The 17,355-nt window shown below is 68.4% G+C and carries 17 protein-coding genes; 7 read left to right on the top strand and 10 right to left on the bottom strand.

All coding sequences use genetic code 11. The annotated features are described in order from the left end of the window. Positions 1–11: 11 nt before the first annotated feature. From ACAM42_RS32855 to ACAM42_RS32870, 4 genes are all read left to right on the top strand, one after another. Positions 12–1,040 carry an ABC transporter substrate-binding protein gene (locus tag ACAM42_RS32855; RefSeq protein WP_307637689.1) on the top strand — a complete coding sequence of 343 codons (1,029 nt, stop codon included), beginning with the start codon at positions 12–14 and terminating at the stop codon, positions 1,038–1,040. Positions 1,041–1,445: 405 nt separating this feature from the next. Further along, positions 1,446–2,039 (top strand): NAD(P)H-dependent oxidoreductase, encoded by a 594-nt coding sequence (locus tag ACAM42_RS32860; protein ID WP_369630639.1) that lies wholly within the window; start codon positions 1,446–1,448, stop codon positions 2,037–2,039. Positions 2,040–2,060: 21 nt separating this feature from the next. After that, entirely contained in the window at positions 2,061–3,023 is a 963-nt protein-coding gene (locus tag ACAM42_RS32865) for a 2Fe-2S iron-sulfur cluster-binding protein (protein ID WP_369630640.1), read from the top strand. Continuing rightward, positions 3,020–3,670, top strand: coding sequence for a TetR family transcriptional regulator C-terminal domain-containing protein (locus tag ACAM42_RS32870; protein WP_159274126.1), 651 nt, complete (start codon positions 3,020–3,022; stop codon positions 3,668–3,670). The genes ACAM42_RS32865 and ACAM42_RS32870 overlap by 4 nt, the downstream gene beginning before the upstream one ends. On the opposite strand, the gene ACAM42_RS32875 is transcribed toward ACAM42_RS32870, so the two are convergent. From ACAM42_RS32875 to ACAM42_RS32915, 9 genes are all read right to left on the bottom strand, one after another. After that, complete coding sequence (locus ACAM42_RS32875) at positions 3,663–4,130, bottom strand: RidA family protein (RefSeq protein WP_369630641.1); 468 nt, start codon at positions 4,128–4,130, stop codon at positions 3,663–3,665. The two genes, ACAM42_RS32870 and ACAM42_RS32875, sit on opposite strands and share 8 nt — an antisense overlap. Continuing rightward, entirely contained in the window at positions 4,127–5,341 is a 1,215-nt protein-coding gene (locus ACAM42_RS32880; protein WP_369630642.1) for an amidohydrolase family protein, read from the bottom strand. The genes ACAM42_RS32875 and ACAM42_RS32880 overlap by 4 nt, the downstream gene beginning before the upstream one ends. Next, positions 5,338–6,156 (bottom strand): 2-oxo-tetronate isomerase, encoded by an 819-nt coding sequence (gene otnI / locus ACAM42_RS32885; RefSeq protein WP_369630643.1) that lies wholly within the window; start codon positions 6,154–6,156, stop codon positions 5,338–5,340. The genes ACAM42_RS32880 and otnI overlap by 4 nt, the downstream gene beginning before the upstream one ends. 12 nt (positions 6,157–6,168) lie before the next feature. Further along, on the bottom strand, positions 6,169–6,834 hold the full coding sequence (locus ACAM42_RS32890; RefSeq protein WP_369630644.1) for an aldolase: 666 nt from the start codon (positions 6,832–6,834) through the stop codon (positions 6,169–6,171). Next, positions 6,831–8,102 (bottom strand): 3-oxo-tetronate kinase, encoded by a 1,272-nt coding sequence (otnK, locus tag ACAM42_RS32895; RefSeq protein ID WP_369630645.1) that lies wholly within the window; start codon positions 8,100–8,102, stop codon positions 6,831–6,833. Before otnK ends, ACAM42_RS32890 begins: the two co-directional genes overlap by 4 nt. 3 nt (positions 8,103–8,105) lie before the next feature. Further along, complete coding sequence (denD, locus tag ACAM42_RS32900; protein WP_070063257.1) at positions 8,106–9,119, bottom strand: D-erythronate dehydrogenase; 1,014 nt, start codon at positions 9,117–9,119, stop codon at positions 8,106–8,108. A gap of 43 nt (positions 9,120–9,162) precedes the next feature. Then, a complete protein-coding gene (gene ltnD / locus ACAM42_RS32905; RefSeq protein WP_307695231.1) occupies positions 9,163–10,092 on the bottom strand; it encodes an L-threonate dehydrogenase in 930 nt (309 codons plus the stop codon). A 16-nt stretch (positions 10,093–10,108) separates the two neighbouring features. Then, positions 10,109–11,434, bottom strand: a complete 1,326-nt coding sequence (locus tag ACAM42_RS32910; RefSeq protein ID WP_369630646.1) for an MFS transporter — start codon at positions 11,432–11,434, stop codon at positions 10,109–10,111. A 157-nt stretch (positions 11,435–11,591) separates the two neighbouring features. Then, the gene (locus tag ACAM42_RS32915; RefSeq protein ID WP_062480778.1) at positions 11,592–12,368 is read right to left on the bottom strand and encodes a FadR/GntR family transcriptional regulator; all 777 of its coding nucleotides are present in this window, start codon (positions 12,366–12,368) and stop codon (positions 11,592–11,594) included. A 79-nt stretch (positions 12,369–12,447) separates the two neighbouring features. Between ACAM42_RS32915 and ACAM42_RS32920 the strand changes: the two genes are divergently transcribed. Beyond that, positions 12,448–13,113: a hypothetical protein gene (locus ACAM42_RS32920; protein WP_369630647.1), complete on the top strand. Its 666-nt coding sequence runs from the start codon at positions 12,448–12,450 to the stop codon at positions 13,111–13,113. Then, positions 13,097–14,065: a hypothetical protein gene (locus ACAM42_RS32925; RefSeq protein ID WP_369630648.1), complete on the top strand. Its 969-nt coding sequence runs from the start codon at positions 13,097–13,099 to the stop codon at positions 14,063–14,065. The genes ACAM42_RS32920 and ACAM42_RS32925 overlap by 17 nt, the downstream gene beginning before the upstream one ends. A 5-nt stretch (positions 14,066–14,070) precedes the next feature. On the opposite strand, the gene mdeB is transcribed toward ACAM42_RS32925, so the two are convergent. Beyond that, positions 14,071–16,731, bottom strand: a complete 2,661-nt coding sequence (gene mdeB / locus ACAM42_RS32930; RefSeq protein WP_369630649.1) for an alpha-ketoglutarate dehydrogenase — start codon at positions 16,729–16,731, stop codon at positions 14,071–14,073. Between the two features lie 105 nt (positions 16,732–16,836). Here mdeB and ACAM42_RS32935 point away from each other — a divergent pair, with 105 nt between their 5' ends. Next, complete coding sequence (locus ACAM42_RS32935; protein WP_095950464.1) at positions 16,837–17,325, top strand: Lrp/AsnC family transcriptional regulator; 489 nt, start codon at positions 16,837–16,839, stop codon at positions 17,323–17,325. Positions 17,326–17,355: the final 30 nt, after the last annotated feature.

Consider the following 17,355-nt stretch of genomic DNA (forward strand, 5'->3'; position numbering starts at 1 on the left):
AGTCCGTCCCCATGCGCATCCCCGCTTTCTCTCTTCGGCCGCTGGCCTTCGGCCTGGCCCTCGCAGGCGCCGCCTTCGCCGCACAGGCCCAGGACAAAGTGGTGTTCGCCACCAACTGGAAGGCGCAGGCCGGCCACGGCGGCTTCTACCAGGCGCTGGTGGACGGCACCTACAAGAAGTACGGGCTCGACGTGGAAATCATGCAGGGCGGCCCGATGGTCAACAACCGGCCGATGCTGCCGGCCGGCAAGGTCGACTTCCTCATGACCGGCAACCTGCTGCAGTCCTTCGACAACGTGAAGAACGGCGTGCCCACCGTGGTGGTCGCGGCCATCTTCCAGAAAGACCCGCAGGCCATGTTCGCCCACCCGGGCCAGGGCTACGACACCTTCAAGGACATGACCAAGGCGCCCGTGGCCTTCATCGGCAAGGACGGCCAGTTCAGCTTCTGGCAGTGGATGAAGTCGGAACACGGCTTCAAGGACGCGCAGCTCAAGCCCTACACCTTCAACGTCGGCCCGTTCCTGGCCGACAAGAAATCCATTCAACAGGGCTACGCCATCTCGGAGCCGCTGTCGATCAAGGCGCAGGCCGGCTTCGACCCGGTGGTGCACCTCCTGGCCGACCACGGCTTCTCGACCTACGCCACCACCATCGAAACCCGCGCCGACCTGATCAAGACCAAGCCCGAGACGGTGCGCAAGTTCATCGAGGCCTCGATCGTCGGCTGGAACAACTACCTCTACGGCGACAACAAGGCCGCCAACGAGCTCATCGCCAAGACCAACCCCGACGCCACGCCGGCCGCGCTGCAGGGCTCCATCGATCTCATCAAGAAGATGGGCATCATCGACAGCGGCGACTCGCTCACCAAGGGCATCGGCGCCATGGACGAAGCCCGCGTGAAGGACTTCTACGACAAGATGGTCAAGGCCGGCCTGTACAAGCCGGGCGAGATCGACCTGTCGAAGGTCGCGACCACGCAGTTCGTCAACAAGGGCGTCGGTGTCGACGTCCGCAAGAAGCTCACCGGCAAGTAATTCGCTTCATTTTTTCCCGTGGGTCGCGCGGGGCTTGCGCCGGGGTCAGATGCCGGCGCCTGGGTTGCCATAAGGCACGCGCGGCCTTTTATCCCTGGGCTCTGACCCCGTCTCGCCGAAAGGATCTGTTTTCACTCAAGCGCCCTCGCGAAGCCCTGTTGCGCGGTGCAGTGCAAGGCGCCCTGAGCGCCGTGTAGCACCGCTACACAAGCGAAGGGCAACGCCGCAATGCGCCGCGCAACAGGGCTTCCCTCCGGGCTGGCCCCGCCATACGGCGTCTGCTTTGTCGGCCGACTTGACCATGGATGACCATGGCCTGCGCCGCCCTTCGCGCATCCACCGCATGGCGGGGCCAGCGCGAGGGCGCTTGAGTGAAAACAGATCCTGTGCGAACCGGCCCGAACCATGAAAACGCTCGTCGTCCACTGCCATCCGAACCCTGACAGCTTCAACCACGCGCTGTACCGCACCGCCCTCGAGGCCCTCACGCCGCGACATCCCGTCAAGGCCATCGACCTGTACGCCGAGGGCTTCGACCCGACGCTGACACGCGAAGAGCGCATCGCCTACCTCGACAACCCCGAACTGATCCGCGAACGCGTGAAACCCCACGTCGAAGCGCTGCTGTGGGCCGAGCACCTGGTGTTCGTCTACCCCACCTGGTTCCATGGACCGCCGTCCATGCTCAAGGGCTGGCTCGAGCGCGTGTGGCTGCCGGGCGTGGCCTTCCTGCCCGCCGAGCGCAAGGGACAGCTCGCGAAGTCGGGCATGCGGCACATCCGCCGGCTGACGGTGGTGACCACCGGCGGCTCGCCGCGCTGGTTCGTGATGGCCATCGGCGATCCGGGGCGGCGGCTGTTCACGCGCGCGCTGCGGGCGCTGTTCGCGTGGCGCTGCAAGGTGACGTGGCTGCAGCTGCACGACATGAACGCCGTCACCGACCGCGACCGCACCCGTTTCATCGCGCGCGTGGCGCGCACGCTGCATAACATCCAGTAGACACGCAGGGAGACACACACCATGAGCCTCGAACGCACGCTGACCGTCCGTGTCGAACGCATCTCGCGGCAGACGCCGGAAATCCTGGCCTTCGAGCTGACGCACCCGTGGGGCCGGCCGTTGCCCGGCTACGAGGCCGGCGCGCACATCGACGTGCACATGCCCGGCGGCTTCTCGCGCCAGTACTCGCTGGCGCGCGCGCCCTCGGGCACCGGCAGCTACGTGATCGGCGTGAAGCGCGAGCACGCGAGCCGCGGCGGCTCGGCCTCGATGCACGAGCGCGTGCGCGAGGGCGACCTGATCGCGATCAGCGCACCGCGCAACACCTTCCCGCTGCGCGCCGAAGCCCGGCGCCACCTGCTGCTGGCCGGCGGCATCGGCATGACGCCGCTGCTGGCCATGGCGCAGGCGCTGGCCGCGCGCGGCGCCGACTTCACGCTGTGCGTGTTCGCGCGCAGCGAGGAGCACCTGGCCTTCGCCGAGGCGCTGCACGCGCCCGCGCTGGCACCGCACCTGAAGCTGCACCTGGACCAGGGTGATGCGACGCAACGCATCGACCTGCGCGCGCTGCTGGCCGAGCGCGCACCCGACACGCACCTGTACGTGTGCGGCCCCGGCGGCTTCATGCAGGCGGTGCGCGAGGCCGCCGCGCACTGGCCCGAAGACGCGCTGCACGCCGAGTACTTCGCCGCGCCCACCGGCACGGCCGCCGCCACCACGGGCCTGCCCTTCACGCTGAAGCTGGCGCGGCGCGGCATCGAAGTGCCGGTGGCGGCCGACCAGACCGCGGTCGACGCGCTGCACGAAGTGGGCATCGACATCCCCGTGTCGTGCCAGCAGGGCCTGTGCGGCACCTGCGTGGTCGAGGGCGATGGCGAAGGCGCCGAGCACCGCGACTTCTGCCTCACGGGCACCGAGCGGCGCACCAAGGTGGCGCTGTGCTGCTCGCGCGCCAAGGGCCCCGACCTGGTGCTGCAGCTGTGAGCGTGACGGACACCGACAGCGAAGCCCCCGCCACGCGCGGACGATCGCGCAAGTACACGCAGGTGCTGGGCCTCATCAACCAGGCCGCCATCGAGGTGTTCGCCAGCGAAGGGCTGGCCGGCGCCTCGACGCAGGCCATCGCCGACAAGGCAGGCCTGTCGAAGGCGCAGCTGCACTACTACATCGAGAGCAAGGAGGCGCTGTACCGCCAGGTGCTGCAGGACATCCTGACCGACTGGATCGTGGTGTTCGGCTTCAGCGACGAGGCCTTCGGCCCGCGCAAGGTGCTGGGCGACCTGATCCAGCGCAAGATGATGTTCTCGTTCGAGCACCCGCTGCGCTCGCGCATCTTCACGGCCGAGATGATGCGCGGCGCGCCCGTCATCAACAGCATGATGGACACGAGCAAGCAGCGCACCGACCAGGCCGCCGCCGTGATCCAGAACTGGATGAACCAGGGCCTGATGGACAAAGCCGACCCGATGCTGGTGCTGTTCCACATCTGGGCCGTGACGCAGTTCTACGCCGACCACGCCACCCAGGCCGCCTACTACCGCAACACGGCGCAGCAGGGCGACGACAAGGACCGCCGCTACCTGATCGAGCAGGTGACGGAGTTCCTGCTCAAGGGCGCGGGCGTCAAGTAGCCGCGCGTTGCGGCAGGTACATGGTGGCTTCCACCTCGACGAGCACCTCGTCGCCCGGCAGGAAGCGCGACACCTCGACCACCGTGCTCACCGGCGGCTCGCCCGGATAGAACAGGCCGCGCACGCGGTTGTAGAAGGCGTAGTGCGGCAGGTGGCGGAAGTACTGCACCAGCTTCACCACGTCTTCCATGGTGCCGCCGTGCTCGGCGGCGATCTGGCGGATGCGCTCCAGCACGAACCAGCTCTGCGCCACGATGGGCGCCTCGAAGACGTCGACCGACATCTGGCCCGTGGCGTAGCCCACGCCCTGCAGCGCGGTGCGGGCTTCTTCCGGGATGGCGTCGTAGCCCGCCACTGCGCGGCGCGTGGCCGGGTCGACGGCGACCACGCCGCTCATGAAGACGAAATCGCCGACGCGCTTGGCGGCGGCATAGTTGGCCATCGGCTTGCCCATGCTCATGGTGTGTTCTCCAGTGCCCGGCCTGCGCGGTAGACGGTGCGTTGCCGTCCGCGCGGGCCGATGAGTTCGTGTTCGTCGGTGGCGGCCAGCACCACCAGGTCGGCCGGGCAGCCCGGCGCGATGCGGCCGTCCCACGCGAGCCCCAGCGCCTTGGCGGGGTTCACGGTGATGGTGTCGAGCCAGTCGGCGGCGGGCGCCAGGTGCGCCATCTGCACGCCCAGGCCGAAGGTCTCGAGCAGGTCGTAGCTGCCGTAGGGATAGAAGGCGTCCTGCACGTTGTCGGTGGCCAGGCTGGCGCGCAGGCCGTGCGCCGCGGCCTCGCGGATGCGCGTGATGCCGCGCGCCACGGGCGTGCGGTCCCACGCGCCCTGCAGGTAGAGGTTGGTGGTCGGCAGCGCGACCAGGTGCAGTCCGGCGCCGGCGCACAAGGTGAGCGTTTCGGCGGCCACCGCGTCGTCCTGCACCGAGAGCGAGCAGGCGTGGCCGCAGACCACGCGGCCCTGGAAGTCGCGCGCGCGCACCAGCTGCGCGATGCTGCGCAGGCCGCTGGCGTCGGTGTCCAGGCCTTCGTCGACGTGGAAGTCGAGCCCCAGCCCGTGCTGCTGCGCGAGGTCGAACACGCGGCCCAGCTTGGCGAAGAGGCCGTCGTTGCGATAGATGAAAGCGCCCAGCGCGCCGCCCGCGCGCTTCACGTCCCGCGCGATGCGCTCGCCGGCGGCAAGGTCGGCGAACACGTCGAGCGGCACGAGCGCGACGAACTGCAGCTCGATGCGGCCGGCCCATTCCTCGCGCAGCGCCTCGAACACGGCCAGCGCGGCCGGTGGCTCGGGCTCGACCCAATCGAGGTGCGTGCGCAGCGCGCGCGTGCCGGCGCGCCAGGCCTCGTGCAGCGCGCGCTCCATGCGCAGGCGCAGCGAGGCGCCGGTCCAGCTCGCGCGGTGGCGGCCCATTCGCTCGATGGCGGTGAACAGGTCGCCCTGCGCGGCGCCGACGTCCTGCACGGTGAAGTTCTTGTCGATGTGCGCGTGCGCCTCGACGAGCGCGCTCAGCAGCGTGCCGCGCGCCTGCGTCTGCGTCTGCGAGGCGCTGGGTTCGATGGCCGCGACCTTGTCGCCGTCGATCGTGACGTCGAAGACCTGCGCATCGCCCGCCGCTGCGAAGCCCCGCAGCGGCGCCGGAATGCGCAGCGCTTCGAGCCGCGTCGTCGTCATGCGCGCTGGCGCCAGTCGCGCAGCCAGCCCAGGCCGGCCGAGGTGCCGCCGGGCTCCATGCCGCGGCACGGGCGGTATTCGCACCCGACCCAGCCCTGCCAGCCGCACTGCGCCGACACCTCGTCGATCACGCCGAAGAGGTAGTCGTAGTTCTGCTCGCCCACATCGGGCTCGTGGCGCTCGGGCACGCCCGCGATCTGCAGGTGGCCGACGCGGCCGGTGGGCAGGTACTGGCGCAGCTTCATCGCCACGTCGCCTTCGACGATCTGGCAGTGGTACAGGTCCATCTGCACCTTGAGGTTGGCGGCGCCCACGGTCTCGACGATCTGGTGCGCGTGGTCCTGCCGGTTCAAAAAGAAGCGCGGAATGTCGCGCGTGTTGATCGGCTCGATCAGCACGTCACGCCCGGCCTTCGCGGCCTCGGCCGCGGCCCAGCGCAGGTTCCCGACATAGACGGCCTCTGCCGCCTCGCGCGTGAGGCCTTCGGGCACGAGGCCGGCCATGACGTGGATGCGCGGGCAGTCGAGCGCCACGGCGTAGTCGATGGCTTTCGCAATGCCTTCGCGGAACTCGCCCTCGCGCCCCGGCAGGCAGGCCAAGCCGCGCTCGCCGCCGGCCCAGTCGCCGGGCGGTCCGTTGAACAGCACCTGCTGCAGGCCGTTGTGCTTCAGGCGGGCGACGATTTCCTCTTTCGAGAAGTCGTAGGGAAAGAGGTACTCGACGGCCTGGAAGCCGTCTTTCGCGGCGGCGTCGAAGCGGTCGAGAAATGCGAGCTCCGGGTAGAGCATCGAGAGGTTGGCGGCGAATTGGGGCATGGGGTGTTTGTACTACCAGCGCGCACCGAAAGTGCGGCGCAGTTCATCGATCTGGTCGGGGGTGAGCGGTGCGGGCCGGGTGGCTTGCGTGAGCAGCTGCAGGCGGGCGGTTTCTTCCAGCTCTTCGAGCACGGCCATGGCGGCGGCCGGCGTCTCGTGCCAGACGTTGGGGCCCAGGCGCGCGAGCATCGCCGCGCGGATCGGCGTGCCGGCCGCGCCGTAGCGCGCGATGGTCTGCGCCACCTGCTCGGCCGCCTCGGGCGCGCCGGGGCGGTGGTACGGGATGACCGGCACATGGCCGACCTTCATCACGAAGTAGGGCGTGAGCGCGGGCAGCAGTTCGGCTTGCGGGTTGCCCAAGGTCAGCGCGACGCAGTGCGTGCTGTGCGTGTGGATCACGCAGGCCGTGCCCGCATCGAAGCCGCGCGCGGCGGCATAGATGCGCGTGTGCAGCGCGATGGTCTTGCTGGCGCGGTCGCCGCCGGTCTGCTGGCCCTGCGCATCGAGCCGTGCGAGCCGCGCGGGGTCGAGAAAGCCCAGGCAGGCGTCGGTCGGCGTGATGAGGAAACCGTCGTCCAGCCGCACGCTGATGTTGCCGGCCGTGGCGTGCACGTAGCCGCGCTCGAACAGGCTGCGGCCGACGCGGCAGATTTCGTCGCGGGCTTCGTTCTCGGTCATGCGAGCACTGTAAAAGCTTTGGTGAAGAAATCGTCGCTGCCGAAGTTGCCCGACTTCAGCGTGATGTGCAGCCCCGCTTCGGGCGCCGCATCGCAGCGCGCATGGCACCACGGCACGCCGGGGTCGATCTGCGGACCGATCTGCATCTGCGCGATGCCCAGCGCCTGCACGCACGCGCCCGAGGTCTCGCCGCCGGCCACCACGAGCTGGTGCACGCCGCGCTCGACCAGGCCGCGCGCAATGGCGGCGACGGTGCGTTCGACCATCGCACCGGCTTCTTCCACGCCGAGCCGCCCCTGCACCGACTTCACGGCGCCGGCTTCGGCGGTCGAGTAGACGAGCACGGGGCCTTTGTCGATCAGCGGTGCGGCCCAGGCCAGCACTTCGGCCGCCACGTCCACGCCCGCCGCGATGCGCAGCGGGTCGATGGCCATGGCCGCGCCGCCGCGCTGGATGAAGTCGAGCACCTGCCGGTTGGTGGCGAGCGAGCAGCTGCCCGAGACCACCGCCGTCTTGCCGCCGGCCTTCGGCAGCGCGCTGGCCTGCGACGACGGCGCGAGGCCGAAGTTGGCCGGCAGGCCGATGGCCACGCCCGAGCCCGCGGTGAGCAACGGCAGCTTCGCGAGGGCCGGGCCCATGCGCAGCAGGTCGTCGTTCGACACGGCATCGACGATGGCGATCGACACGCCCTCGGCCTTCAGCTGCGCGATGCGTTCTTCGATGGCCGCTGCGCCGCGTGCGACCACCGCGTGGTCGATGAGCCCCACCTTGCGCGTGCACTGCGCCTGCAGCACGCGCACGAGGTTCGGGTCGGTCATCGGCGTGAGCGGATGGTTCTGCATGCCGCTCTCGTTGAGCAGCACGTCGCCCGCGAACAGGTAGCCCTTGAACACGGTGCGCTTGTTGTCGGGGAAGGCGGGCGTGGCGATGGTGAAGTCACAGCCCAGCGCGTCCATCAGCGCCTCGGTCACGGGGCCGATGTTGCCCTGCGCCGTGCTGTCGAAGGTCGAGCAGTACTTGAAGTAGATCTGCTGCGCGCCCTGCGCCTGCAGCCAGCGCAGCGCATCGAGCGACTGCGCGATGGCCTCGGCCGGCGCGATGGTGCGCGACTTGAGCGCGACCACGACCGCATCCACGTCGGCATCGAGCGGGCCGGCCGGCACGCCGATGGTCTGCACCACGCGCATGCCGGCGCGCACGAGGTTGTTGGCCAGGTCGGTGGCGCCGGTGAAGTCGTCGGCGATGCAACCGAGCACGAGCTTCGCCATCGCTCAGCCCTTCAGCGCCAGCGTGACCGCCTGCGCGTTCTCGCGCACGTAGTCGCGCAGGATGGCGTCGAAGCTGGCGTCGGCCTTCAGGCCCAGCGCCTCGGCGCGTGCCGCGTGGATGCGGCTGGGCCAGCTGGTGACGATCTTCGCGATGGCGGCGTCGGGTTCCCAGTCGATGAGGGCGGTGGCCTCGGTGCCGGCGATGCGCTCGAGCGCCTGCGCCATCTCGCGCACGGTGGTGGTCAGCGCGGGCAGGTTGACCGCGGTGCGCGCGCCCCATTCGGCGGCGCCGGCGGTGGCCGCGCGCACGATGCCGGCGACCGTGTTGCCGGGCGAGGCCAGCGCGACCGGCGTCTCGGGGGCCACGGGGCAGCGTGCGCGCACGCCGGCCAGCGGCTCGCGCAGCATGCCGCTCAGGAAGCTGGAGGCCGCGCCGTTCGGACGGCCCGGGCGCACCGACACCGTCATGAGCCGCACGTTGCGGCCCTGCACGAAGCCCTTGCGCGTGTAGTCGGCCACCAGCTGCTCGCCGATGAACTTCTGGATGCCGTAGCTGTTCTGCGGCGTGGGCAGCGTGGTGTCCTCGATCACCGCGGGCAGGCGCTGCTCGGGCGAATCGCCGAACACGGCGACGGAGCTGGAGAACACGAACACGGGCGCATGGCCCGCGCTGCGGCAGGCGTCGAGCAGGGCGCGCGTGGTGTCCAGGTTGCTGCGCATGCCGAGGTCGAAGTCGGCCTCGCACTCGCCGCTCACGGCGGCGGCGAGGTGGAACACGGCGTCGGTGTCGGCCAGCGGCAGCGCGCCGTTGGCGGCCTGCTCGTACAGGTCGCCCTGCACGAACTGGATGCGCGCGTCGGCGGCGAGGTCGGCGGGCGGCGGCACGCGGTCGGCCAGTGTGATGCGTGCGATGTCTTGAGGCTGGCCGCCGGCCAGTGCGAGCGGGCCGCCGGCGAGCAGGGTGCGGGCGAGGCGGGCGCCGAGGAAGCCGCAGCCGCCGGTGATGAGAACGTTCATGGTGTGTGTCTTTCCTGGGTCGGTGGAGCGCAGACGCTCGATGCTATTTTTTCGATTCTTTCGCAGCAGGCAACTCGATGCCCGGGAAGATCTTGATGACCGCGCTGTCGTCCTCGCGCGCGAAGCCGGCCGTGGAGGCCTGCATGAACATCTGGTGCGCGGTGGACGACAGCGGCAGCGGAAACTTGCTGGCGCGCGCCACGTCGAGCACCAGGCCCAGGTCCTTCACGAAGATGTCGACGGCCGACAGCGGCGTGTAGTCGCCCGCCAGCACGTGGGCCATGCGGTTCTCGAACATCCAGCTGTTGCCGGCGCTGTGGGTGATGACCTCGTACAGCGCGTCCGGGTTCACGCCCTCGCGCAGGCCCAGCGCCATGGCCTCGGCCGCGGCGGCGATGTGCACGCCGGCCAGCAGCTGGTTGATGACCTTCACCTTGCTGCCCGCGCCGGCCGAATCGCCCAGGCGGTAGACCTTGGCGGCCATCGCGTCGAGCATGGCGCCGGCCTTCTCGTAGGCCGCGGGCGTGCCGGCGGTCATCATCGTCATCTGGCCGCTCGCGGCCTTGGCGGCGCCGCCGGAGATCGGCGCATCGAGGTACAGGATGCCCTGCTGCGCCAGGCGCGCTTCGAGCGCCACCGACCAGTTCGGGTCGACGGTGGAGCACATCACGAACAGGCTGCCGGGCTTCATCGATGCCGCGCAGCCGGGCGTGGTGCCGTCGCCGAACAGCACCGACTCGGTCTGCGCCGCGTTGACGACCACGCTGACCACGATGTCGCACTGCGCGCCGAGCGCGGCCAGCGTGTCGCAGGCGGTGCCGCCTTCGCGCGCGAAGGCCTCGGCCACGCCGGGGCGCACGTCGAACACATGCGGCGCATGGCCCGCACGGCGCAGCGATTGCGCCATGCCGCTGCCCATGGCGCCCAGGCCCACGAGGCCGACGACGGGTGTGGTGTTGGAAGAAGAAGTCATGTCGTGCATCCTTCGATCAACGGTTGACCAGTTGCTTGGGCGTGAGCCATACGCCGATGGCGCCGAGCACCAGCGCGCCGGCCAGCACGTACATGCCGATCTGCGTGCTGCCCGTGAGGTCCTTCAGGAAACCGATGAGGTAGGGGCTCACGAAGCCCGCGAGGTTGCCCACCGAGTTGATGACCGCGATGCCGGCGGCCGCCGCCGTGCCCGAGAGGAAGGCGGTGGGCAGCGACCAGAACAGCGGCGCGCAGGTGAGCACGCCGGCGGCCGCGAGCGACAGGAAGGTCAGCGACACGACGGTGTTCTGCGTGTACGAGGCCGCGACCGTGAAGCCCACGGCGCCCATCATCGCGGGGATGATCAGGTGCCAGCGGCGCTCGCGGCGCGCGTCGGCGCTGCGGCCGAACAGGTTCATCGCGACGATCGCGCACAGGAACGGAATGGCGCTGAGCAGGCCGATGTTGAAGTTGCCCTGCACGCCCGTGGCCTTCACCAGCGTGGGCAGCCAGAAGGTCAGCGCGTACTGGCCCATGACGAAGGCGAAGTAGATGAGCGCCATCCACCACACGCGCGCGTCGCGGAACATCGCGCCCACCGAGTGCGGGCCCTTGGCGCCGTGCGCCTGGTCGCGGTCGACCTCGCGCTGCAGCAGGTTCTTCTCTTCAGGCGAGAGCCAGCGTGCGTGCTTGATGCCGTTGTCCAGGTAGAACAGCACCATCACGCCCACCAGCACGGCGGGAATGGCTTCGATGATGAACATCCATTGCCAGCCGTGCATGGCCGACACGCCGTGGAAGGCATCCATGATCCATCCCGACAGCGGGTTGCCGAAGATGCCCGCCACGGGAATCGCCGACATGAACACCGCGATGATCCGCGCGCGCCGGTGCGACGGGTACCAGTGCGTCAGGTACAGGATCACGCCGGGGTAGAAGCCCGCCTCGGCCACGCCGAGCAGGAAGCGCAGGATGTAGAAGCTGGTCGGCGTTTCCACGAACACGAAGCAGGCCGACAGCAGACCCCAGGTGATCATGATCCGCGCGATCCACACGCGCGCGCCCACGCGGTTGAGCAGCAGGTTGCTGGGCACCTCGAACAGGAAGTAGCCCAGGAAGAAGATGCCGGCGCCCAGGCCGAACACGGTTTCGCTGAAGCCGAGGTCCGCGCCCATCTGCAGCTTGGCGAAGCCGACGTTCACGCGGTCGAGGTACGCGACCACGTAGCAGAGCATCAGGAAGGGCACGAGGCGCCAGAACACCTTGGCGTAGGCGCGTTTTTCGAGCGCGGCGTCGGGCGCGTCAGCCGCGAGGGGCGCGCCGGCCTGGAGGGTGGAAGTCATTGGGAGGGAGTCCGCTGGATGAAAAAACGGGGCCGTCCCGTCACCCTGCGGCGCGGTCGCCCCTTACTTGTCAGGTCATCATACAAATTTAAGACAAGTCCTCGGATACGGGATAACCCGCACATTCTGCCCCTGCCGAAAAATTGTGAGCGTGGGCTTACTTGCCCGCCGGCCAGCCTTCGACCAAGGGTCGGGCGAGCTGGGCGCCTTCCTGCTGCCAGAAGGCCGGGTCGGCCTGCTCGATGCGGCGGATGGCGTTGTCCATGTGCGCCTTGGCGGCTTCGCGCGCGGCCAGCGGGTCGCCGGCGTCGATGGCCTCGACGATGCGCGCGTGTTCCTGCGCCACTTCGCGCACGAAGTCGGCGCGGCGCGCCTCGTTGGCGCGCGTGACGCGGGTGGCGCCATGCAGGAACTGCCGCAGGTACTGCAGCGTGCCGATGAGGAAGGGGTTGCGCGCGGCCTCGGCGATGGCGCGGTGAAAGCGCACGTCCTCGTCGGCGCCGTTGCCGCCCATCGACACCGCCGCGTGCAGCGCATCGATGGCGTCGCGGATGCGCAGCATGTCCTCGGGCGTGCGGCGCTCGGCCGCGAGCGCGGCCACCTCGGCCTCGAGCGCACGGCGCAGCTCGACCATCTGCACCACCGCTTCGCGCGAGGCCACATGCGGCATCTCGAAGCGAAGCGGCTCCACCCCGGCGGCGCGCACGTACACGCCGCTGCCCTGGCGCGAATCGACCAGCCCGAGCGACTTGAGTCGCGACACCGCCTCGCGCACCACCGTGCGGCTCACGCCGAACTGGGTGGCCAACGCGGTCTCGGTGGGCAGCCGGTCGCCTTCCGACAGGCGCCCGCTGCGCACCTCGGCCACGAGCGCTTCCGCCACCTGGTCGGCCAGGCGGACGGCGGGAGCAAGGGACTGGAAGCGGGGGGTCATGGGCGCGGGAAGGCGGTGGGGTCTGCGACTCTAACTTAGGGACGAATGCTTCACCGGTTGTTGCGAAGAGGCCGCGAGGATGTACTTCGGCGCATTTCAAGCCGCAGTTTCAGCGCGCAACAAGCAACAGGTTGTATATGACCGCTATCCTCCTCCTGTGATTCCCGACTTCAACCACTCGCACGTCTTGCCGCCTTTTGTGGGCGAACGAATGACAAGCCCGCACAGCTCGCCCTATGCGGTCGCGGCGGTTGAATTGGTGCAACGGTTCGCAATCAATCCGCAGCGGTGTCGCGTACTCGATGGACTGCTACGCTATCGGGCCGAGTTAAGTGCGCTGGGTTTCGTACAGGGCTTTCAGTGGCTCGATGGCAGCTTTGTCGAAGATATCGAAGCGCGCGAAGATCGAGCGCCAAGGGATATCGATGTCGTGACCTTTGCTCACCCTCCTCATGGAATGAGCAAGACGGATATCAATCAAATGATGGATGCTCGGCCCGATCTGTTCGATCTGGACCGATGCAAACATGAATTCCATTGCGACACCAACATTGTTAATCTCACAACGGCGCCTGAATGGCTGGTACAGCAAACACGTTATTGGTATGGCTTGTACTCCCATCGTCGAGGCGATGCACTGTGGAAAGGCATGCTGCAACTGCCGCTGAGTTCTGACGATGTCATCGCGCGCCCGATGCTCGATTCCCTGATGCCCCAAGGAGAACCCCATGTTGGCTCAGCTTGAGAAGCAATTCCTGCAGGCAGACTTGGCACAAGCACGGCAGTTGCTGGCCGATGGCCGGACCCATGAGGATCCGATCGCAGAACGCCAATACGGGCAACGCGTCTTGCGCCTCGAAAAAGAGCTGGCAGAACTGTCGAACGTCAGCGTGCAGGCGCCCGTTGGCGTCGCCCTGTTTTTTGGTGGCCGACCCGTCGTCGGCTCTCATGGGATCAAGGCCGCATTCGGCACGCAGGCGGTCGGAAAATTCCAGAAGCTGATCAGCCAGCGTTACGCCGCAGTGGAGACAGGCCCTCTTTCATCCCGCGGCCGGGTCCCCATGAGCCACGACACCCAATTGGTGGTCACCGACGTCGTGCGCGGATCATTTGGCTTCGTTCTGGAAGGCAACGAACCCGCTTCTGGCGATGTGGTGCTCAAGGAGGTGGTCGATCAGGTTGCCAACACCTTGTCGCGCATGGCCGCCGCAGACGATGCGCTGTTCGATGAAGCCTCGGCCGATGTCGACAACCGACAACTCGGGGCATTGAGAGAATTCTTCAAGTTGCTCGACGATGAAGGCGCCAGCCTTCGCGTGGTCGAGGGCGAGCGCGATTTCGAACTGACGACGCAGGCCATACAACGAGCGCGACAACGCGCCGAGGCCATGACGATCGAAGATCGAGTCGAAACATTTCAGGGTGAAATCATCGGCTGGGCCGAGCATTCATCGCGTTTCGAGTTGCGCCTGCACACGGATCGAAGTGTGATCGTCGGCACCGTGGCACACACTGCGATGGAGCGCTCGCTCCAGGACGGACTTGTTCCTCTGCATCGGCACGTGCGTGCCCAAGTCAAGGTGCGTGAGGCGCGGCTGCGAAACCGCGCGCCGCGCCGAACGTTTGCGTTGCAGTCGCTCGAGACCATCGACGCACCGGCGGACTGGCCCCCTCGGCCAGTCCAGCAGTCCATCTAAGCCCTTTACCCGAGCGCGTGGCGCGCGGCCCGCGCGATGCTCGCTGCGTCCACGCCGAAGAAACCGCGCAGCGCGGCGCGCGTGTCGCTGCGACCGAAGCCGTCGGTGCCCAGCGTGAGGTAGCGGCGGCCTTCGGGCAGGAAGGCGCGCACGCTCTCGGGCAGGGCGCGCACGTAGTCGGTGGCGGCGACGATCGGGGCCTTGCTGCTGCCCTTGCCGAGCTGCTGCGCGACGAAGGGCGTGCCGGCGTCCTTTTCGCCGGCCAGGGCGCGCTGCTCGCAGGCCTGGCCGTCGCGTGCCAGTTCGCTCCAGCTCGTGACGCTGAACACCTCGGCCGCGATGCCGTCGTCGGCCAGCAGCTGCGCGGCCTTGATGACCTCGGTGAGGATCGCGCCCGAGCCCAGCAGCGTGACGCTCTGCTTCGCCTTGCCCGATGCCGGCGCATACGTGCCGAAGCGGTAGCAGCCGCGCAGGATGTCGGCCTCGGCACCCGCCGGCAGGTCGGGCTGCGCGTAGTTCTCGTTCATGAGCGTGACGTAATAGAACACGTCCTGCTGCTCGACCATCATCTCGCGGATGCCCGCGTCGACGATGACGGCCATCTCGCCCGCGAAGGCCGGGTCGTAGGCCTTGCAGTTGGGAATCGTCGCGGCCACGAGGTGGCTGCTGCCGTCCTGGTGCTGCAGGCCTTCGCCGCCGAGCGTGGTGCGCCCCGACGTGGCGCCCAGCAGGAAGCCGCGTGCGCGCTGGTCGGCCGCAGCCCAGATGGCGTCGCCCACGCGCTGGAAGCCGAACATCGAGTAGTAGATGTAGAACGGCAGCATCGCCAGGCCATGCACGCTGTAGCTGGTGGCCGCGGCCGTCCAGCTGGCGATGGCGCCGGCTTCGCTGATGCCCTCTTCGAGGATCTGGCCGTCGGTGGCTTCGCGGTAGCTCAGCACCGAGCCGATGTCTTCCGGCGCATAGCGCTGGCCCACGCTCGAATAGATGCCGACCTGCTTGAACAGGTTGGCCATGCCGAAAGTGCGCGCCTCGTCGGCCACGATGGGCACGATGCGCGGGCCGAGCGCCTTGTCCTTCATGAGGTTGCCCAGCATGCGCACGAAGGCCATGGTGGTGCTCATCTCCTTGCCCGCGGCGGCCGTGGCGAACTGCGCGTAGGCCGCGATGTCGGGCTTGGGCACGACGTCGCACGCGGTCTCGCGGCGCGGCATGGCGCCGCCGAGCGCTTCGCGGTGCTGGCGCAGGTAGCGCATTTCGGCGCTGTCTTCGGCCGGGCGGTAGAAGTCCATCGCGGTGGCCTGCGCGTCGGTGAGCGGCAGGTTGAAGCGGTCGCGGAACTCGATGAGGTCGACGTCGCCCATCTTCTTGTGCGAGTGCGTGGTCATCTTGCCCTGCGCGGCGCTGCCCATGCCGTAGCCCTTCTTGGTGTGGGCCAGGATGACGGTGGGCTGGCCCTTGTGCGCAGCAGCGGCGGCGTACGCGGCATGGATCTTCACGAGGTCGTGGCCGCCGCGCTTCAAGCGGTCGATCTGCTCGTCGGTCATGCCTTCGGCCAGGCGCGCGAGTTCGGGGTTCTGGCCGAAGAAGTTGTCGCGGTTGAAGCGCCCGTCCTTCGCGGCGAAGGTCTGCATCTGGCCGTCGACGGTTTCGGCGAACACGCGCGCGAGCGCGCCGCTCACGTCCTGCGCGAACAGGCCGTCCCAGTCGCTGCCCCACACGAGCTTGACGACATTCCATCCTGCCCCGGCGAAGAGCTTTTCGAGCTCGTCGATGATGCGGCCGTTGCCGCGCACCGGGCCATCGAGGCGCTGCAGGTTGCAGTTGACGACCCACACGAGGTTGTCGAGCTTTTCGCGCGCGGCGAGCGTCAGCGCGCTCATCGATTCGGGCTCGTCCATCTCGCCGTCGCCGAACACGCCCCAGACCTTGCGGCCTTCGCAGTTCAGCAGGTTGCGGTGCGTGAGGTAGCGCATGAAGCGGGCGTGGTAGATCGAGCTGATCGGGCCGATGCCCATCGAGCCGGTGGGGAACTGCCAGAAGTCCGGCATCAGGTACGGGTGCGGGTAGCTGCACAGGCCGCGCGCGCCGCTGCCGTCGGTGAAGGCCGGCGCAGTGAGTTCCTGGCGGTAGTGGTTCAGGTCTTCTTCGCTCAGGCGGCCTTCGAGGTAGGCCCGCGCATACACGCCGGGCGCGCTGTGCGGCTGGAAGAACACGAGGTCGCCGCGGTGCGCCGGGCTGCGTGCGTGGAAGAAATGGTTGAAGCCGGTTTCGAACAGGTCGGCCGCGCTCGCGTAGCTGGCGATGTGGCCGCCGAGTTCGCCGTACGCCTGGTTGGCCTTGGCCACCATGGCGAGCGCGTTCCAGCGCATGAGCGAGGCGAGCTTCTCTTCCACCGCGAGGTCACCCGGGAACGGCGGCTGGTCGGCCGCGGCGATGGTGTTGACGTACGGCGTGGCCAGCTCGGGCTGCCAGCCGATGCGCTGCTGCCGCGCCAGGCGCGCCAGCTCGGCCAGCATCTGGCGCGCGCGCTGCGGACCTTGCGTCTGCGCCAGCGCCAGGAAGGCGTCGCGCCATTCGGCGGTCTCTTCGGGGTCGGGGTCGTGCGACGGCGGCGTGTCGAGCAACAGGGCGCGCATCTGGTCGGCGGAGATCGGGGCGTTCATGCCAGCACTTTAAGCCGCCTTGCGGAAAATTAGCTACCGGCACCTGCGACTTCATGGCTATTCGCAAGCATAAAATGCCGCGACTCAAGCGCTTCACGGAATTTCATGGAACTCGACGCCATCGACCTGCGCATTCTCGACGAGCTGCAACGCGACGGCGCCCTGTCGAACGTCGAACTGGCGCGCCGCGTGCACCTGTCGCCCTCGCCCTGCCTGGCGCGCGTGAAGGTGCTGGAGACCAGCGGCGTGATCGACCGCTACGTGGCGCTCGCGAACGCCAAGGCGCTGGGCCTGGGGCTCAACGTGTTCATCTCGATCAGCCTGACCACGCAGAGCAAGCAGTCGCTGGCCGACTTCGAGCAGCGCATCGCCGAGCACGACGAGGTGATGGAGTGCTATCTGATGACCGGCGACAGCGACTACCTGATCCGCATCGCCGTGGCCGACATGGCGGCGCTGGAGCGTTTCATCATGGAGCAGCTCACGCCGATTCCGGGGATCGAAAAGATCCGCTCGAGCTTTGCGCTCAAGCAGGTGAGATACAAAACGGCGCTGCCGTTGCCAGCAGCGCCGCTTCTTCTGTCGAAAGGGTGAGAAAGAAGGCCGACCATCGGCGGTCGGCCC

The organism is Variovorax sp. V35, assembly GCF_041154465.1.
Classification (GTDB): Bacteria; Pseudomonadota; Gammaproteobacteria; order Burkholderiales; family Burkholderiaceae_C; genus Variovorax; species Variovorax boronicumulans.

Coding starts and splice junctions, on each gene's coding strand:
- ACAM42_RS32855 (WP_307637689.1), top strand. CDS start 12: ATGCGCATCCCCGCTTTCTCTCTTCGGCCGCTGGCCTTCGGCCTGGCC.
- ACAM42_RS32860 (WP_369630639.1), top strand. CDS start 1,446: ATGAAAACGCTCGTCGTCCACTGCCATCCGAACCCTGACAGCTTCAAC.
- ACAM42_RS32865 (WP_369630640.1), top strand. CDS start 2,061: ATGAGCCTCGAACGCACGCTGACCGTCCGTGTCGAACGCATCTCGCGG.
- ACAM42_RS32875 (WP_369630641.1), bottom strand. CDS start 4,130: ATGAGCATGGGCAAGCCGATGGCCAACTATGCCGCCGCCAAGCGCGTC.
- ACAM42_RS32880 (WP_369630642.1), bottom strand. CDS start 5,341: ATGACGACGACGCGGCTCGAAGCGCTGCGCATTCCGGCGCCGCTGCGG.
- otnI (WP_369630643.1), bottom strand. CDS start 6,156: ATGCCCCAATTCGCCGCCAACCTCTCGATGCTCTACCCGGAGCTCGCA.
- ACAM42_RS32890 (WP_369630644.1), bottom strand. CDS start 6,834: ATGACCGAGAACGAAGCCCGCGACGAAATCTGCCGCGTCGGCCGCAGC.
- otnK (WP_369630645.1), bottom strand. CDS start 8,102: ATGGCGAAGCTCGTGCTCGGTTGCATCGCCGACGACTTCACCGGCGCC.
- denD (WP_070063257.1), bottom strand. CDS start 9,119: ATGAACGTTCTCATCACCGGCGGCTGCGGCTTCCTCGGCGCCCGCCTC.
- ltnD (WP_307695231.1), bottom strand. CDS start 10,092: ATGACTTCTTCTTCCAACACCACACCCGTCGTCGGCCTCGTGGGCCTG.
- ACAM42_RS32910 (WP_369630646.1), bottom strand. CDS start 11,434: ATGACTTCCACCCTCCAGGCCGGCGCGCCCCTCGCGGCTGACGCGCCC.
- ACAM42_RS32915 (WP_062480778.1), bottom strand. CDS start 12,368: ATGACCCCCCGCTTCCAGTCCCTTGCTCCCGCCGTCCGCCTGGCCGAC.
- ACAM42_RS32920 (WP_369630647.1), top strand. CDS start 12,448: ATGTACTTCGGCGCATTTCAAGCCGCAGTTTCAGCGCGCAACAAGCAA.
- ACAM42_RS32925 (WP_369630648.1), top strand. CDS start 13,097: ATGTTGGCTCAGCTTGAGAAGCAATTCCTGCAGGCAGACTTGGCACAA.
- mdeB (WP_369630649.1), bottom strand. CDS start 16,731: ATGAACGCCCCGATCTCCGCCGACCAGATGCGCGCCCTGTTGCTCGAC.
- ACAM42_RS32935 (WP_095950464.1), top strand. CDS start 16,837: ATGGAACTCGACGCCATCGACCTGCGCATTCTCGACGAGCTGCAACGC.